The following is a 15169-nucleotide window of genomic DNA, read 5'->3' on the forward strand; positions in this document are numbered from 1 at the left end:
CAGCGCCATAACGCGCGCGCCAGAATGCGGTGCGCGCGGCCATCTGCCGCATCGCCGCCGCATCGCCGTCTGCGGTAGGGCAAGGCTAGGTGATACGATATCGGCACCTGAATCGTGCCTGGCCGGAGCCATCTGTGAGCGTGAATGTGACCTTGATTCTGACGACGGTGCCTGACGCGGCCGTGGCTCAGAAGCTTGCTGCGGATGCCTTGGCCACACGGCTATGCGCCTGCGTCACGCAGCTAGGTGCCGTGCAGTCCAGCTACCACTGGCAGGGCGCGATCGAAACGGCGCACGAGATCCAGTTGCTGTTCAAGACTAGCGCGGCGCGTGCGCTTGAACTCGAGCAGTTCATTCAGGCTCACCATCCCTACGACACGCCGGAGATCCTCTCGTGGCAAGCGACGGCATCGGCCGCGTACGGCCAGTGGATCTCTGCTGAAACTCAACGTACCCTCCATGTTTAACGGTCTCGACCGACGCGCGCGCAATGCGCTGCGTACGCTATTTTTCCTAGTTGGTTGCGTGATTTTTGCGCAGTTCGGCACGCTGGCTCGTGCTGCGGATGACTTCCTAGATCCGGCGGTCGCCTTCAAATTCAGCGCGAAGGAGAGGCCCGGCGAAGTCGAGGTGACCTACAAGATTGCGGATGGCTACTACATGTACCGCGAGCGCTTCGCCTTCGCTACCCGCAACGGAACGGCCACGATCGGTGAACCGCAATTGCCCGCGGGGCACGTCAAGTTCGATCAGACCTTTAACAAGGACGTCGAGACGTATCGGAACGAATTGACGATCCGGATTCCCGTTAAGCAAGCGGCCGGACCATTTGATCTGGCGGTGACGTCGCAGGGTTGTGCCGATGCCGGCATCTGCTACCCGCCGATGGAGCGCGTGTACCACGTCAGCGGCGCGGCTCTGCAACCGGCTGGCAGCGCGCAAGGCCCGAACGCCAATGGTGCGCAACAATCGGCCGCCGCAAGCACCTCATGGTATGAGCGTGCCACCAGCGCGGACTACGCGCAGTCGCTGCTGCAAGGCGGCGGCTTCTTCGCGATCGTCGGACTTTATTTCATCGCCGGCGCAGTGCTGAGTCTGCTCCCTTGTTCGTATCCGATGATTCCAATTCTTTCGGCGATCATCATCGGAGAAGGCGCGCGAGTGACACGTGCTCGCGGATTTTCGCTGTCGGCGGCCTACGTGATCGGTATGGCGCTCGTGTACACGGCGCTTGGCATAGGCGCGGCACTGATCGGGCAAAGCCTCGGCGCGTGGTTGCAGAATCCGTGGGTGCTGGGTGCTTTTGCCGTGCTGCTGACGGTTTTCGCGCTGACCCTGATCGCCGGCTTTGATATCGCGCTTCCGCAGCGTTGGCAGGACGGCGTCTCGCGCGCATCGGCGGGACGCTCCGGAGGCAAGTTTGCAGCGGTTGCCGTGATGGGCGCGCTGTCCGCACTGGTGGTCGGCGCCTGCATGACCGCTCCGCTCTTCGCAGTGCTGGCGTTCATTGCGCATACGGGCGACGCGCTGCTCGGCGGCGCGGCACTATTTTCGATGGGACTTGGCTTGGGCGTGCCGCTGCTGATTCTCGGTCTTGGCGCGGGCACGCTGTTGCCGCGCGCCGGCGCATGGATGGACGGCGTCAAGGTGTTCTTCGGCGTGGTGCTGCTCGCGGCGGCGCTGTGGATCGTCTGGCCGGTGCTGGGCGCGGCGGCGACCATGCTCTTGAGCGCGCTCTGGTTGCTGGTCGCCGCTGTCTCCCTCGGTTTGTTCGCGGCACCGGCCGCGCAGGCTTCCGTGTGGCGCCGGCTCGGCCGCGGTATCGGCGTCGCGCTGGCCGTCTGGGCAGCGGTCCTGCTGGTCGGGCTGGCGGCGGGTTCATCGGATCCTCTGCGCCCGCTTGCCGTCCTGGCGGCGCGCGGCGGCGAGGCGGGCGTCGCGGGCGCTTCGAATAAGCCGGGCAGCGCGCCGCAGAGCGATCTGACGTTCGCCCAGGTTCGGTCATCGAATGAACTCGACGAGGCTGTCAAAACGGCTGCACAGCCCGCTATGCTCGATTTTTACGCCGACTGGTGCGTCAGCTGTAAAGAAATGGAGAAATTCACCTTCAGCGACGCTCGTGTCCAGGCGAAATTGAAGCAGATGAATCTGCTGCGCGCCGACGTCACCGCCAATAACGCCGACGATCAGACGCTGCTCAAGCGCTTCAGCCTGTTCGGGCCGCCGGGGATCATTTTCTTCGATCGGAGTGGCAAGGAAGTGCTGCGCGTCGTTGGATATGAGTCAGCGGATAAGTTCTTGCGCAGTCTGGACCGGGCGCGTGAGCCCGGGGCATGACGGCTTATGAGGGGCCCGCTACGGCGCCTGGCGTGTCTGCGGTAGTCAGCGGCACGCGGTGACCGTAGGGCGCGTCTTGCAGCCGCGGCGAAAAGCCGAAGCGGATCACCACGATCGCCGGCTCGTCGAGAGCCGGCGTATCGCTCAATCGGATCTCGGTTCTGATTCGCGGCCGGCTGGAGACTTCCCTGAAACGGGGAATTGAGCGCGCAACGCAGCGTGTCGAGCTGAATGTCGAGGGCAAGACGATCGCCGTCGAATTCGATTAGCGAGTGCCCGTGCACCATGAGACGCGAACTAACCATGACTTCGCAGAGACTGACGGTGCGCGCCGACTCAAGCGCCAAACAAAAAACGGAGGCTCGACTCACCGGCCGGCCTCCGTTTATCCCAACGCCTGAGCCGCCGCGAAAGGCGGCGTGTCGGGTTACTTCTGCGAACGCAAAATCCGCGCGGCATCCAATGCGAAATAGGTCAGCACACCATCCGCGCCGGCCCGCTTGAACGCCAGTAGCGATTCCATCATCGCCTTGTCATGATCGAGCCAGCCGTTCTGCGCGGCCGCTTTCAGCATGGCGTACTCGCCGCTCACCTGGTACACGTACGTCGGGAACTGGAACTCGTCCTTCACGCGGCGCACGATATCCAGATACGGCATGCCTGGCTTTACCATCACCATGTCCGCGCCTTCGTTGATGTCCGCTTGCACTTCGCGCAGCGCTTCATTCGAATTGGCCGGGTCCATCTGGTAGGTCATCTTGTTGCTTTTGCCGAGGTTCGTGGCGGACCCTACGGCATCGCGGAACGGGCCGTAAAACGCCGACGCGAACTTGGCGGCATAAGCCATGATGCGAGTGTGGACATGATCTTCGCTTTCGAGCATCTCGCGGATGGCGCCGATGCGGCCGTCCATCATGTCCGACGGCGCGACGATATCGACGCCCGCTTCAGCCTGTGCACGTGCCTGCTCGACCAGAATCTCGACTGTCTCGTCGTTGATGACGTAGCCGGCTTCGTCGAGCACGCCGTCCTGGCCGTGGCTCGTGTACGGATCGAGTGCGACATCGGTCAGCACGCCCAGTTCGGGGAAGTTCTTTTTGAGTTCGCGAACCGCACGCGGAATCAGACCGGCCGGGTTGGTTGCTTCGCGGCCGTCAGGCGTTTTCAGTGCAGGTTCGATGGCGGGAAACAGCGACAGCACCGGCACGCCCAATTCGACGCATTGCTCGGCCACGCCCATCAGCAGATCCACCGAGACGCGCTCGACGCCCGGCATCGACGGAACGGCTTGCCGCACGTTCGTGCCTTCGACGATAAAGACCGGGTAGATCAGATCGTTGGTGGTGAGGATATTTTCCCGCATCAGACGACGCGAGAAGTCGTCGCGGCGCATGCGGCGCGGACGGTGGTGGGGATAGAAGCTCATAGACGAATCGAAGAAACGTGGATGTGTGGAGTGGCCAAGTAACGCCTGTCTCCGCTGCCGGAAACTTTTCGAGACAATGGTATATCATACCGATCGAGCAAGGCGCCTTGCGCTGACCTCCCCGCTTCTCCTCCCTGAGCGGGTGCCTGTCGTTTTTTCGATTAGGCTGTTTGACCCGCCGTTAAAGCGGCGGGTTTTTTTATGGGCGGCCGCAATAGCGTTTTCTCCTATCCGGCGGCGCTCTCCTCGCTTACTGAGGCGCGTCTGCTTCGCCCTTCGCGTCGGGGATCAGCCAGCTTTCGATCAACTCGTGCGCCTCGTCGATACCGACGCGTTTGAGCGCCGAGAACAACTGGGCAGTCAATTCCCCGCGATAGCCGGCGGCGCGATATTCAGCCAGACCCTTCTGCGTCGCGCGCAGCGCATTCACGCTTTCCTGGCGGGTCAATTTGTCGCACTTGGTGAGCAGCGTGTGGATCGGCTTGCCGGTCGGCGCGAACCACTCGATCATGCGGCGATCCAGATCCGTCAGCGGGCGGCGCGAGTCCATCATCAGGATCATGCCGCGCAATTGCGAGCGCGACTGCAGATAGGTGGACAGCAGCGCTTCCCAATGCGCTTTGGCCGCGCCCGGCACTTCCGCGTAGCCGTAGCCCGGCAGATCGACCAGATGCGCGGTCGGCTCGTCCGCCTTGCCCACCGAAAAGTAATTGATGTGCTGCGTGCGGCCCGGCGTCTTGCTGGCGAAGGCCAGCCGCTTCTGATTGCACAGAATATTGATGGCCGTCGACTTGCCTGCGTTCGAGCGCCCCGCGAAGGCGATCTCGGGTTGCGAAGTGGCCGGCAGATCACGCAAGTGATTGACGGTCGTGAAAAAGCGGGATTGGTGGAGCAGCAAGGACATGATCAGGCCAGGATTCGAGACGCCGGGGAACCCGGAGTGGGGACGGGTCAAGCCCGACTGGCGTCTTAGCGATTAGCGAGTTATTGTACAATACGATGGTTTACTGAAAACCTGAGGGGGCCAGCCCACGTGCCTTGGCGGCTCCCGGCGGTCACTCGGTCGCCGTCGTATTTTGCAAAACCTTCAAGAAAAACGCCGGGCCTGACGCAATGCGGCAGGTTTGGGGGCTCTCTAAAAATCCCACAAGACGAGACAGGGTGTGCGAATGAATCGACTGAGCAAGACTCTGATGGTGCTTCATGTAGCGGCAGGTCTTTCAGGTTTGGCAATTCAGGCACGAGCAGCAGATCCGGCAAAGCCGGACGTCAATCGGGGGCAGGCAATCGCGGTGCAGGTGTGTGCGTCGTGTCACGGCGCGGACGGCAACAGTGCCGGCGGCGCGTATCCGAAGCTCGCGGGCCAACACCCTGAGTATCTCGTCAAGCAGCTCAAGGATTTCAAAACGCAGCCGGGCGCCAAGCAGCCGGCGCGCAACAATGCGATCATGGCGGGCATGGCGGCGGCGCTGTCCGATCAGGACATGGTCAATGTCGCGGCTTATTTCGCGGCGCAGACCCCGAAGCCTGGTTACGCGCACAACAAAGACACCGTTCCGCTAGGACAGAAGATTTATCGCGGCGGGATTGCCGACAAGGGCGTACCGGCATGCGCAAGCTGCCACGGGCCGACCGGTCAGGGAATTCCGTCGCAGTATCCGCGGCTGTCGGGGCAATGGTCGGAATATACGGTGGCGCAGTTGCTGGCGTTCACGCAAGGCCCTGGCGCACGGAACAACAACGAGGCGATGCATGCCATTGCAACGCGTCTGTCGGACAGCGAGATCAAGGCTGTAGCCGATTACATCGCGGGCTTGCACTAGGAATAGGAAGCCCGTACGCAAGTGCAACCGGCCCGGCGAGGCCGGTACTAAACAAGAAAAGGGTGGGGGCGTCGTGCCTACGACAGCCCTTCACCCTTTTTTGCTGTTCAGTCGGAGTATGAATGAGCGTCACCACGTCGGGTTTGCAGTCGAAGTCGGGCAATCGCATTACGCGCAGCGTCATCGAAGTCTTGAGTTCGATGCGTTTTGCCATTTCGTTGCTCGTGATTCTGTCGATCGCCAGCATTATCGGCACCGTCCTCACGCAGGACGATCCGTATCCCAATTACGTCAATCAGTTCGGCCCGTTCTGGGCGGACATCTTCCGCTCGCTGAGCCTGTACACGGTGTACAGCTCGTGGTGGTTCATGCTGATTCTCGGCTTCCTGATGGTGTCGGTGTCGCTGTGCGTGATCCGCAACGCGCCGAAAATGGTCGCCGACGCGAAGAGCTGGAAGGACAAAGTCCGCGAAGGCAGCTTGCGCGCGTTCCATCACAAGGGCGAGTTCGCGGTGCAGGGCACGCGTGCAGAGACCTCGGCCGCGCTCGCCAAACTCTCGGGCAGGCTCGGCTACAAGTTCGTCACGCGTGAGTCCGAAGGCGCGACCCTGATCGCCGCCAAACGTGGCGCGCTAACCAAGTTCGGCTACATCTCGGCTCACCTTGCGATCGTGGTGATCTGTCTGGGCGGTTTGCTCGACAGCAATCTGCCGATCAAGCTGCAAATGTGGCTGTTCGACAAGTCGCCGATCCGCGCCAACACGGTGATCAACGACATTCCGCCGGAACACCGTTTGTCGCAATCGAACCCCACGTTCCGCGGCTACGCATGGGTTCCGGAAGGGCAGCACGTTTCCACGGCGATTCTGAACCAGCCGGACGGCTCGCTGATCCAGGATCTGCCGTTTTCGATCGAGCTGAACAAATTCATCGTCGACTATTACTCGACGGGCATGCCGAAGCTGTTCGCGAGCGACATCGTGGTGGTGGATCACAAGACCGGCGCGCGCGTGCCGGCCCGCGTCGAAGTGAACCAGCCGTTCACCTACGACGGCGTGTCGATCTATCAGTCGAGCTTCCAGGACGGCGGCTCGCAAATGCAGATGACGGCCTACCCGATGAACGGCGCCAGCGCGAAGAGCGCGCCGTTCGGCGGCACGATCGGCGGCAATGCGCCGTTGAGCACGGCCACGCCGCTTGCGGACGGCCAGACGGTGGAATTCACCGATTTCCGCGCGATCAACGTCGAAAACATCCAGAACGGCAGCGGCCAGACCGATGCGCGCGGCGTCGCGGCGCACCGCACGTTGAAAGAAGCGTTCGACGAGCGTCTCGGCTCCGGCGCCAAGACCTCGAAGCCGCTCGATCTGCACAATGTCGGCCCGTCGGTGCAATACAAGGTGCGCGACAAGGACGGCCAGGCGCGCGAATACAACAACTACATGCTGCCGGTGGACGTCTCGGGCGAAAAGATGTTTCTCGCCGGCATGCGCGTGAATCCGGACGATCCGTTCCGCTACCTGCGCATTCCCGCCGACAGCGGCGGCACGGTCAAGGACTGGATGAATCTGCGCGCCACGCTGGAGGATCCGGCCATGCGCGCCTCGGCCGCTCACCGTTTCGCGCTGCGCTCGGTGCCCGGTTCGAACACCGAATTGCAGCAGCATCTTGAAGAAAGCGCGTTGCGCGTGCTGACCCTTTTTGCTGGCGCGGATAACAGTATCAAGATGCCGAACGGCCAGCCGGTCGGCGGCTTCCAGGCGATTGCCGGCTTTATCGACCATTCGGTGCCGAAGGGCGAGCAGGAAAAGGCGGCCGGGTTGCTGCTGCGCATGCTGGAAGGCTCCACGTGGGATCTGTACCAACTGTCCCGCCAGCAACTCGGCGAGCCCGAAGCGGTGGCCAATGCAGACGCCAGCCGCTTCATCCAGAGCTCGATCAACGCGATATCCGACAGCTTTTTGTATGGATCGCCGGTCTACTTGCAACTTGACTCCTTCAAGCAGGTGCAAGCTTCGGTATTTCAGTTGACGCGCGCGCCGGGCAAAAAAGTCGTGTATCTTGGCAGCCTGCTCCTCGTGTTGGGCATCTTCTCGATGTTCTACGTCCGCGAACGGCGCCTGTGGTTCTGGCTCAAAGACACCGATCACGGCACGAACGTCGTGATGGCGATGTCGAGCGCGCGCAAGACGCTCGATTTCGAGAAAGAGTTCGTTCAGACGCGGGACGCCGTAGGCGCCGCACTGGGCGCCAAACTCACTGAAGCATCCGACGCCGCCAGCGCTTCCGACAAATCCGGCAACGCCGGCGCGCCGTCCGCAAGCTCACAAGATTCGACCCGGTAAGATCATGGACTTGACTCAGGTTTCCTCCTCCTCCTCTTCACCCTCGCGGCCCAAGAAGGCGCCCGCGAGTGAAGCGCCCAACCTCGCCCAGTACGACGAGCGGCCATTTCTGAAACGGCTCGGTATGGTCGACTGGCTGTTTGCCCTTGCGATGGTCGCGGGCGCCGGGTTTGCGCTGTCGCGCTACCACCCGTTCATGAATTACTACGACAAGCTGGTGCTCTGCTGCGCCGTGCCGGTGTTCGTGGTGCTCGGCTGGCGCTGGAAACCGGTGCGCCCGCTGATGGTGGGGATCGCGGCGCTGTCGCTGCTGGCCATCCAGATCTATCACGGCGATCTGAGCCACGCGGACAACGCGTTCTTCCTCAAGTACTTCCTGTCGAGCCAGTCCGCGATTCTGTGGATGAGCGCGCTCTTCGTGTTCGCCACCGTGTTCTACTGGATCGGCCTGCTGTCACGTTCGCCGACCGGCGCGGCGATCGGCTCGAAGATGACGTGGGCGGCGGTGCTGATGGGCTTTGTCGGCCTGATGGTGCGCTGGTACGAGTCGTACCTGATCGGCGCGGATGTGGGCCATATTCCTATCTCGAACCTGTACGAAGTGTTCGTGCTGTTCAGCCTGATCACGGCGCTTTTCTACCTGTACTACGAGCAGCACTACAACACGCGCGCGCTTGGCGCGTTCGTGCTGCTGGTGATCAGCGCCGCGGTCGGCTTCCTGATGTGGTACTCGGTGGCGCGCGACGCGCAGCAGATTCAGCCGCTGGTTCCTGCGCTGCAAAGCTGGTGGATGAAGATTCACGTGCCGGCCAACTTCATCGGTTATGGCAGCTTCGCGCTATCGGCCATGGTGGGCGTCGCGTATCTGGCCAAAGAGCGCGGCGTGCTGGCTGACCGCCTGCCGGCGCTCGAAGTGCTCGATGACGTGATGTACAAGTCGATCGCCGTCGGTTTTGCATTCTTCACGATCGCGACGATTCTCGGCGCGCTGTGGGCCGCTGAAGCCTGGGGCGGCTACTGGAGCTGGGACCCGAAGGAAACGTGGGCGCTGATCGTCTGGCTGAACTATGCAGCGTGGCTGCATATGCGCCTCATGAAGGGGCTGCGCGGCGCGGTCGCGGCATGGTGGGCGTTGACCGGGCTGCTGGTGACGACCTTCGCCTTCCTTGGCGTCAACATGTTTCTGTCGGGCCTGCATAGCTACGGCAAGCTGTAAGATTTGCCGCTCTGAACCGACAGAAAACCGCCGTGTGCTGCGCACCGGCGGTTTTTTTATGGCGGGCGGAATATTCGCTGCATCCAGAGTGTTCGCCCTGACAGTACCTATGGATGACGGGACGGACGCCCGGACGAGCGATCATCACTATGGCCCCGTAAGATGCATAGACCGATGGGCCGGCAAGGAGCACCACGATGTGGATCAAGCGTAGCGACAGAATTCAACTCAACGGCGACGACATTGCGCGCAGCGAAATCACGCCGCAGCGTGTTTTTCAGAACCGGCGGCGCGTGTTGCAGGCGGCCGGCGCGGCGGCGCTCGGCAGTTTGATCGGCGTGAACGGCGAGGCGCTGGCGGCTTACACGTCGCCGGACCCGAAGGCGCAAAAGCTGGTGGCGAAAACCAACACCCGATTCGTCGCGCTCGACAAGATCACGCCGTACAAAGACATCACCACGTATAACAACTACTACGAATTCGGCACCGACAAGGCCGATCCCGCGCACAACGCCGGGACGCTGCGGCCGCATCCGTGGAAGGTGAGCGTCGAGGGCGAGATCAAGAATCCGAAGGTCTACGACATCGACGAATTGCTCAAGCTCGCGCCACTCGAGGAGCGCGTGTACAGGTTGCGCTGCGTGGAAGGCTGGTCGATGGTGATTCCGTGGATCGGCGTGCCGCTCTCGGAGTTGATCAAGCGTGTGCAGCCGACTGGCAACGCCAAATACGTGCAGTTCATCACGTTGGCCGATCCGTCGCAAATGGCCGGGCTGTCGACGCCCGTGCTCGATTGGCCGTACTCCGAAGGTCTGCGCATGGACGAAGCGATGAATCCGCTGACGTTGCTCACCATGGGCCTCTACGGTCAGGTCCTGCCCAATCAGAACGGCGCGCCGGTGCGCGTCGTGGTGCCGTGGAAATATGGCTTCAAGAGCGCGAAATCACTGGTGAAAATCCGTTTCCTCGACAAGCAGCCGCCGACCAGTTGGAACACGTATGCGTCGAACGAATACGGCTTTTATTCGAACGTGAATCCGAATGTCGATCACCCGCGCTGGAGTCAGGCGACCGAGCGGCGTATCGGCGAGGACGGTTTCTTCACACCCAAGCGTAAGACGTTGATGTTCAACGGTTACGGCGATCAGGTCGCATCGCTTTATCAGGGCATGGACTTGAAGAAAAATTTCTGAGCGACGCGAGCATGGCTTCCGATACTGATACGCAACCTGTTACCCAGACCGAACGCATAGCGCCACGTGCGCAGGCGTCCGCGTCCGCGTCGAACGCGAAGCGGGCCGCAAGCGGGGCGCGCTGGATCGTGCCGGCCAAAGTCGTCGTATTCATCGCGGCGTGGTATCCGCTTGCGCGTATTGTGCTGTTCGGCTTGACTGACCGGCTCGGTGCGAATCCGATCGAGTTCATCACGCGTTCGACGGGTCTGTGGACGCTCGTCTTTCTCTGCATCACGCTGGCCGTGACGCCGTTGCGGCGGCTCACCGGCGTCGCCGCATTCGTGCGCTTTCGCCGGATGCTCGGGCTCTACGCGTTCTTTTACGCGACGCTGCATTTCACCACTTACCTGTGGTTCGACAAGTGGTTCGATGTCGCCGAGATTATCAAGGACATCGGCAAGCGGCCGTTCATCACGGTGGGGTTCGCGGCATTCGTGTTGCTGATCGTGTTGGCCGTGACGTCGCCGCGCGCGATGGTGCGCAAACTCGGGCGCCGTTGGCAGATGCTGCATCGGTTCATCTATGCGATCGGTGCGCTCGCGATCCTGCATTTCTGGTGGATGAAGGCGGGCAAACACGATCTGATCTTGCCGAAGATTTACGGTGCGATCATGGTGGCGTTGCTCGGCTGGCGTTTGCTTGTCTGGTTGCGTGACAGGATGTCAAAGGCGCGTTGACTCGCCACGGACGCAGCGGTCGATCACGCAAACAAAAAAGAGGCGATGCCGCAGTGGCATCGCCTCTTTTACGTTGCGCGACGATTGACGCGAAGTATGACGTTTACGCTGGCAGAATCGTTTCGCCTGCAAACAGTTGTTGCACCTCTTCGCGCGCGCGAACCACATGCACCTGTGTACCATCAACCATCAGCTCGGCCGCGCGCGGACGGGTGTTGTAGTTCGAGCTCATCACAAAGCCGTATGCGCCGGCCGAGCGGATCGCCAGCAGATCGCCCGGTTCGACCGCGAGCAGGCGTTCGCGGCCGAGCCAGTCGCCGCTCTCGCAAACCGGACCGACCACGTCGTACACATGTGCCGGCACATCGCGCTTCACGACCGGGTCGATTGCGTGATACGCCTCGTACATGGCAGGGCGCGCCAGATCGGTCATGGCCGCGTCGACGATCGCGAAATTCTTTTCCGCGCCCGGCTTCAGAAACTCGACGCGCGTAAGCAGCACGCCGGCGTTGCCGACCAGCGAGCGACCTGGTTCGAAATACACTTCGCGATGGCCGTGGCCGCGCGCTTCGATGCGATCGAGCACGGTGCGCACGAACTCGCCGATTTCCGGCGGCGTTTCGTCGTCGTACGTGATGCCGAGACCGCCGCCCACGTCGATATGGCGAATCTTCACGCCGTCCTGCTCGATCTGCTCGACCAGTTCCAGAACCTTGTCGACCGCGTCCAGATACGGCGCGACCTCCGTGATCTGCGAGCCGATATGGCAGTCGATACCGACCACCTCGAGATTCGCCATCGCCGCGGCTGCCTGGTACGTGGCGCGCGCGTCTTCGAAGGCGACGCCGAACTTGTTCGACTTCAGTCCGGTGGAAATATAGGGATGCGTCTTAGCGTCGACGTCCGGATTCACCCGCAGCGAGACGGGCGCCTTCTTGCCCATTTCGGCGGCGACCGCATTCAGGCGGTCCAGCTCAGGGATCGATTCGACGTTGAAGCATTTCACGCCGGCTGCGAGTGCGTCGCGCATTTCGTCCGCGTTCTTGCCGACGCCGGAAAACACCGTGTTTTCCGCTTTGCCGCCGGCGGCGAGCACGCGTGCCAGTTCGCCGCCCGAAACGATGTCGAAGCCGGCGCCGAGGCGCGCGAACACGTTCAGCACCGCGAGGTTGCTATTGGCCTTGACGGCGACGTGCACGCTCGCGCGGCGGCCGGCGCAAGCACCTGCGTAGGCGTTCCACGCAGCGGTGAGTGCGGCGCGCGAATACACGTAGAGCGGCGTGCTGAACTGCTCGGCGAGAGAGACGGCGGACACGCCTTCGGCGTGCAGCACGCCGTCGACGTAGTCAAATGCGGATCGAGTCATGCGAAAGTCTTATTGAGCGGGGGTGACGGCAGAAGCAGGCAGCGGCGCCGACGGAGCGGATGCGGCGGAGGTGGGCGGCGCGGCGAGTTCGTTTTCCGGCGCCAACGAAAGCGGTGTGCCGGAGGTATCCGGAACGGTGCTCATGTCGGTGGATGTTGCCGGGGCTGAATGTGCGACGTCCGGCGGCGTTTGCGTGCGATCGATCGGTTTGGCCGGTAGCGGCGGCACGGTGGGCAAATAGAGCGAACCGCGTTGTCCGCAGCCAGCGAGTGCACAACCTGCGAGAATGGCTAAAACCGCTACAATCGCGCGGCCGGGCGCCGCCGCGCGCATCCGAGATACGACTCGCATGACTGTCCCTGAATAAATAATCGATGGAGTTTAGCATGTCCGATAGTGAATACCTGACCCGCGCGGAAGCCGCGCTAGCCGCCATCGAACGTGCGCTCGACGACACCGATGCCGACATCGAACTCGAGCGCAGCGGCAACGTCCTGACCCTCGAATTCGAGAACCGCTCGAAGATTATCGTGAACCTTCAGCCGCCCATGAGCGAGATCTGGATCGCCGCGAAGGCGGGCGGTTTCCACTTCCGATTCATCGACGGCGAGTGGCGCGACACGCGTAGCGGCACGGAGTTTTTCGCCGCACTGTCGGAGTACGCGACGCAGCAAGCCGGCGAACCGGTTCACTTTGAAGCGTAGAAACCGCGGGACGAAGTGCGCCGCTCAAGCGGCCGAATCGATCGCCCAGACCGCACAAGAAAAACGGCCGCGCATGATTCGCGCGGCCGTTTTGCTTTTTGAGCGACTTCGAGCGGATGCGTCAGTGTCCGCGGAACAGATTCATGATGTCCTGCTTCTCCTGCTCCCCGACCTGCTCGGGCGCTGCCGCCGACGCGCCGCTCGCTTCGGCATCCAGCGCCGCTTGACTGATGCCGACCGTGGCGACGAAACCGTGTCCCGGCGTGAAGTCGTCGAAATACAACTCCGCGCCGAGTTCGGTCAGGCCGTCGGGCATCGGCATCTTGTACTCCGGCACGCCTTTGAGCGCCCGCCCCATGTATTCGACCCACACGGGCAACGACAGGCCGCCGCCAGTCTCCTTGTCGCCGAGGCTGCGCGGGTTGTCGTAGCCGATCCACGCGATGGCCGTGAGCGTGTGCTGATAACCCGCGAACCACGCGTCGCGCGAATCGTTGGTCGTACCCGTCTTGCCGGCGAGGTCGGTGCGCTTGAGCGCATTGGTCTTGGCACCCGTGCCGCGTTGCGCGACGCTTTGCAGCAGGCTGTTCATCACATACGCATTACGCGGTTCGATGGCGTGCGGCGCGCTTTGCGCAGCCACCAACGGTTGCGCGTGCGCGACCACGATGCCGCGCTGATCGGTGACTTCGGCGATCAGATACGGGTTGATCCGATAGCCGCCGTTGGCGAACACCGAGTACGCGCCCGCCATCTGCAGCGGCGTGACGAGACCTGCGCCCAGCGCCATTGGCAGATAAGCCGGATGACGATCCGCGTCGAAGCCGAAGCGCGTGATGTACTGCTGCGCGTACTTCGTACCGATCTGGTTCAGAATGCGGATCGACACCAGGTTTCTCGACCGCTGCAACGCGGTGCGCATGGTCATCGGGCCGTCGAAGCCGCCGCCGTAGTTCTTCGGCTCCCACGCCTGGCCGCCGGTTTCAGCCGCGCTGAAGAAGAGCGGCGCGTCGTTGATCACGGTTGCCGGCCCGAGCCCCTTTTCGAGCGACGCCGAATAGATGAACGGCTTGAAGCTCGAACCCGGCTGACGCCACGCCTGAGTTACGTGATTGAACTTGTTCTTGTTGAAGTCGAAACCGCCGACCAGCGCGCGGATCGCGCCGTCTTGCGGGACCACGGAAACGAACGCGCCTTCCACCTGCGGCAATTGCGTGATCGACCAGTTGCCGTCGTCGTTCTTGATGAGCCGGATGATCGCGCCCGGCCGCACACGTTGATTCGGCTGCGCGCGCGGCCCGAGAGCGAATTGCACATAGCGCAGGCCGTCACCCTGGATCGTCGCGACATTGCCGTCGATGAACGTGACCTGCACCTGCTTCGGACTCGCGGCGGTGACCACGGCGGCAATGATCTCGCCGTTGTCCGGGTGCTCGAGCAGCGCGTCGTCGATGGCCTGCTCACGGTCGTCGGCGTCGGAAGGCAGCTCGATGAAGGCTTCCGGGCCGCGATAACCGTGGCGCCGTTCGTAGTCCATCAGACCTTTGCGCAGCGCCCGGTAAGCGACGTCCTGATCGGCCGAATCGATCGTGGTCACCACGTTCAGTCCGCGCGTATAGGCTTCTTCGCGATACTGCGCGTACATCATCTGACGCACCATTTCCGCGACGTATTCCGCGTGCACGCTGAATTCCTTGCCCGCGCCCTTGACCACGAGCGGCTGCCTGCTCGCTTCGTCGTACTGTTCCTGCGTGATGTAGTGCAGCTCGTACATGCGCTGCAGGATGTATTCCTGCCGTACCTTGGCGCGCTTCGGGTTGACCACCGGGTTATACGCGGACGGCGCCTTCGGCAGCCCGGCCAGCATGGCGGATTCGGCCAGCGTCAGATCCTTCAGGTCTTTGCCGAAATAGACGCGCGCCGCGCTTGCGAAACCGTAGGCGCGCTGACCGAGATAGATCTGATTCATGTACACCTCGAGAATCTGATCTTTGGACAGCTTCGACTCGATCTTGTACGCGAGCAGCATCTCGTAGATCT

14 protein-coding genes are annotated in these 15169 nt (G+C 62.3%); 8 read left to right on the forward strand and 6 right to left on the reverse strand.

Going from position 1 to position 15169, the window contains the following annotated elements; translation table 11 throughout:
- Positions 1-134: 134 nt before the first annotated feature.
- Both cutA and dsbD read left to right on the forward strand, forming a co-directional pair.
- Entirely contained in the window at positions 135-467 is a 333-nt protein-coding gene (gene cutA, locus P0D70_RS34370) for a divalent-cation tolerance protein CutA (RefSeq protein WP_091798356.1), read from the forward strand.
- Positions 460-2337, forward strand: a complete 1878-nt coding sequence (gene dsbD, locus P0D70_RS34375; protein WP_408187806.1) for a protein-disulfide reductase DsbD — start codon at positions 460-462, stop codon at positions 2335-2337. Before cutA ends, dsbD begins: the two co-directional genes overlap by 8 nt.
- A gap of 4 nt (positions 2338-2341) precedes the next feature.
- Here dsbD and P0D70_RS34380 read toward each other — a convergent pair whose 3' ends face one another.
- From P0D70_RS34380 to yihA, 3 genes are all read right to left on the reverse strand, one after another.
- The gene (locus tag P0D70_RS34380; protein ID WP_177205056.1) at positions 2342-2485 is read right to left on the reverse strand and encodes a hypothetical protein; all 144 of its coding nucleotides are present in this window, start codon (positions 2483-2485) and stop codon (positions 2342-2344) included.
- A 279-nt stretch (positions 2486-2764) separates the two neighbouring features.
- Entirely contained in the window at positions 2765-3763 is a 999-nt protein-coding gene (hemB, locus tag P0D70_RS34385; RefSeq protein ID WP_091798361.1) for a porphobilinogen synthase, read from the reverse strand.
- A gap of 250 nt (positions 3764-4013) precedes the next feature.
- Entirely contained in the window at positions 4014-4667 is a 654-nt protein-coding gene (gene yihA, locus P0D70_RS34390; RefSeq protein WP_408187807.1) for a ribosome biogenesis GTP-binding protein YihA/YsxC, read from the reverse strand.
- 265 nt (positions 4668-4932) lie between these two features.
- Between yihA and P0D70_RS34395 the strand changes: the two genes are divergently transcribed.
- The 5 genes from P0D70_RS34395 (at position 4933) to msrQ (ending at position 11059) form a co-directional block, all read left to right on the forward strand.
- Complete coding sequence (locus tag P0D70_RS34395) at positions 4933-5586, forward strand: c-type cytochrome (RefSeq protein ID WP_091798367.1); 654 nt, start codon at positions 4933-4935, stop codon at positions 5584-5586.
- Positions 5587-5708: 122 nt separating this feature from the next.
- The gene (locus tag P0D70_RS34400; protein WP_408187808.1) at positions 5709-7931 is read left to right on the forward strand and encodes a cytochrome c biogenesis protein ResB; all 2223 of its coding nucleotides are present in this window, start codon (positions 5709-5711) and stop codon (positions 7929-7931) included.
- 4 nt (positions 7932-7935) lie between these two features.
- On the forward strand, positions 7936-9147 hold the full coding sequence (ccsB, locus tag P0D70_RS34405) for a c-type cytochrome biogenesis protein CcsB (protein WP_408187809.1): 1212 nt from the start codon (positions 7936-7938) through the stop codon (positions 9145-9147).
- A gap of 197 nt (positions 9148-9344) precedes the next feature.
- Entirely contained in the window at positions 9345-10340 is a 996-nt protein-coding gene (msrP, locus tag P0D70_RS34410; protein WP_408187810.1) for a protein-methionine-sulfoxide reductase catalytic subunit MsrP, read from the forward strand.
- An 11-nt stretch (positions 10341-10351) separates the two neighbouring features.
- Positions 10352-11059, forward strand: a complete 708-nt coding sequence (gene msrQ, locus P0D70_RS34415; protein ID WP_408187811.1) for a protein-methionine-sulfoxide reductase heme-binding subunit MsrQ — start codon at positions 10352-10354, stop codon at positions 11057-11059.
- A gap of 103 nt (positions 11060-11162) precedes the next feature.
- Here the strand turns inward: msrQ and lysA are convergent, their stop codons facing one another.
- Positions 11163-12425: a diaminopimelate decarboxylase gene (lysA, locus tag P0D70_RS34420; protein ID WP_408187812.1), complete on the reverse strand. Its 1263-nt coding sequence runs from the start codon at positions 12423-12425 to the stop codon at positions 11163-11165.
- A 9-nt stretch (positions 12426-12434) separates the two neighbouring features.
- Positions 12435-12776, reverse strand: coding sequence for an LPS translocon maturation chaperone LptM (gene lptM, locus P0D70_RS34425; RefSeq protein ID WP_408187813.1), 342 nt, complete (start codon positions 12774-12776; stop codon positions 12435-12437).
- Between the two features lie 35 nt (positions 12777-12811).
- Between lptM and cyaY the strand changes: the two genes are divergently transcribed.
- Entirely contained in the window at positions 12812-13129 is a 318-nt protein-coding gene (gene cyaY, locus P0D70_RS34430; RefSeq protein ID WP_091798393.1) for an iron donor protein CyaY, read from the forward strand.
- A 121-nt stretch (positions 13130-13250) separates the two neighbouring features.
- Here cyaY and P0D70_RS34435 read toward each other — a convergent pair.
- Positions 13251-15169: penicillin-binding protein 1A (locus P0D70_RS34435; protein ID WP_408187814.1), on the reverse strand; the 1919-nt coding region annotated here is incomplete at its 5' end.

It is taken from the genome of Paraburkholderia sp. RL17-381-BIF-C, from assembly GCF_046026435.1.
In the GTDB taxonomy this organism is placed as follows: Bacteria; Pseudomonadota; Gammaproteobacteria; order Burkholderiales; family Burkholderiaceae; genus Paraburkholderia.

Coding starts and splice junctions, on each gene's coding strand:
- dsbD (WP_408187806.1), top strand. CDS start 460: ATGTTTAACGGTCTCGACCGACGCGCGCGCAATGCGCTGCGTACGCTA.
- hemB (WP_091798361.1), bottom strand. CDS start 3,763: ATGAGCTTCTATCCCCACCACCGTCCGCGCCGCATGCGCCGCGACGAC.
- yihA (WP_408187807.1), bottom strand. CDS start 4,667: ATGTCCTTGCTGCTCCACCAATCCCGCTTTTTCACGACCGTCAATCAC.
- P0D70_RS34395 (WP_091798367.1), top strand. CDS start 4,933: ATGAATCGACTGAGCAAGACTCTGATGGTGCTTCATGTAGCGGCAGGT.
- P0D70_RS34400 (WP_408187808.1), top strand. CDS start 5,709: ATGAGCGTCACCACGTCGGGTTTGCAGTCGAAGTCGGGCAATCGCATT.
- ccsB (WP_408187809.1), top strand. CDS start 7,936: ATGGACTTGACTCAGGTTTCCTCCTCCTCCTCTTCACCCTCGCGGCCC.
- msrP (WP_408187810.1), top strand. CDS start 9,345: ATGTGGATCAAGCGTAGCGACAGAATTCAACTCAACGGCGACGACATT.
- msrQ (WP_408187811.1), top strand. CDS start 10,352: ATGGCTTCCGATACTGATACGCAACCTGTTACCCAGACCGAACGCATA.
- lysA (WP_408187812.1), bottom strand. CDS start 12,425: ATGACTCGATCCGCATTTGACTACGTCGACGGCGTGCTGCACGCCGAA.
- lptM (WP_408187813.1), bottom strand. CDS start 12,776: ATGCGAGTCGTATCTCGGATGCGCGCGGCGGCGCCCGGCCGCGCGATT.
- cyaY (WP_091798393.1), top strand. CDS start 12,812: ATGTCCGATAGTGAATACCTGACCCGCGCGGAAGCCGCGCTAGCCGCC.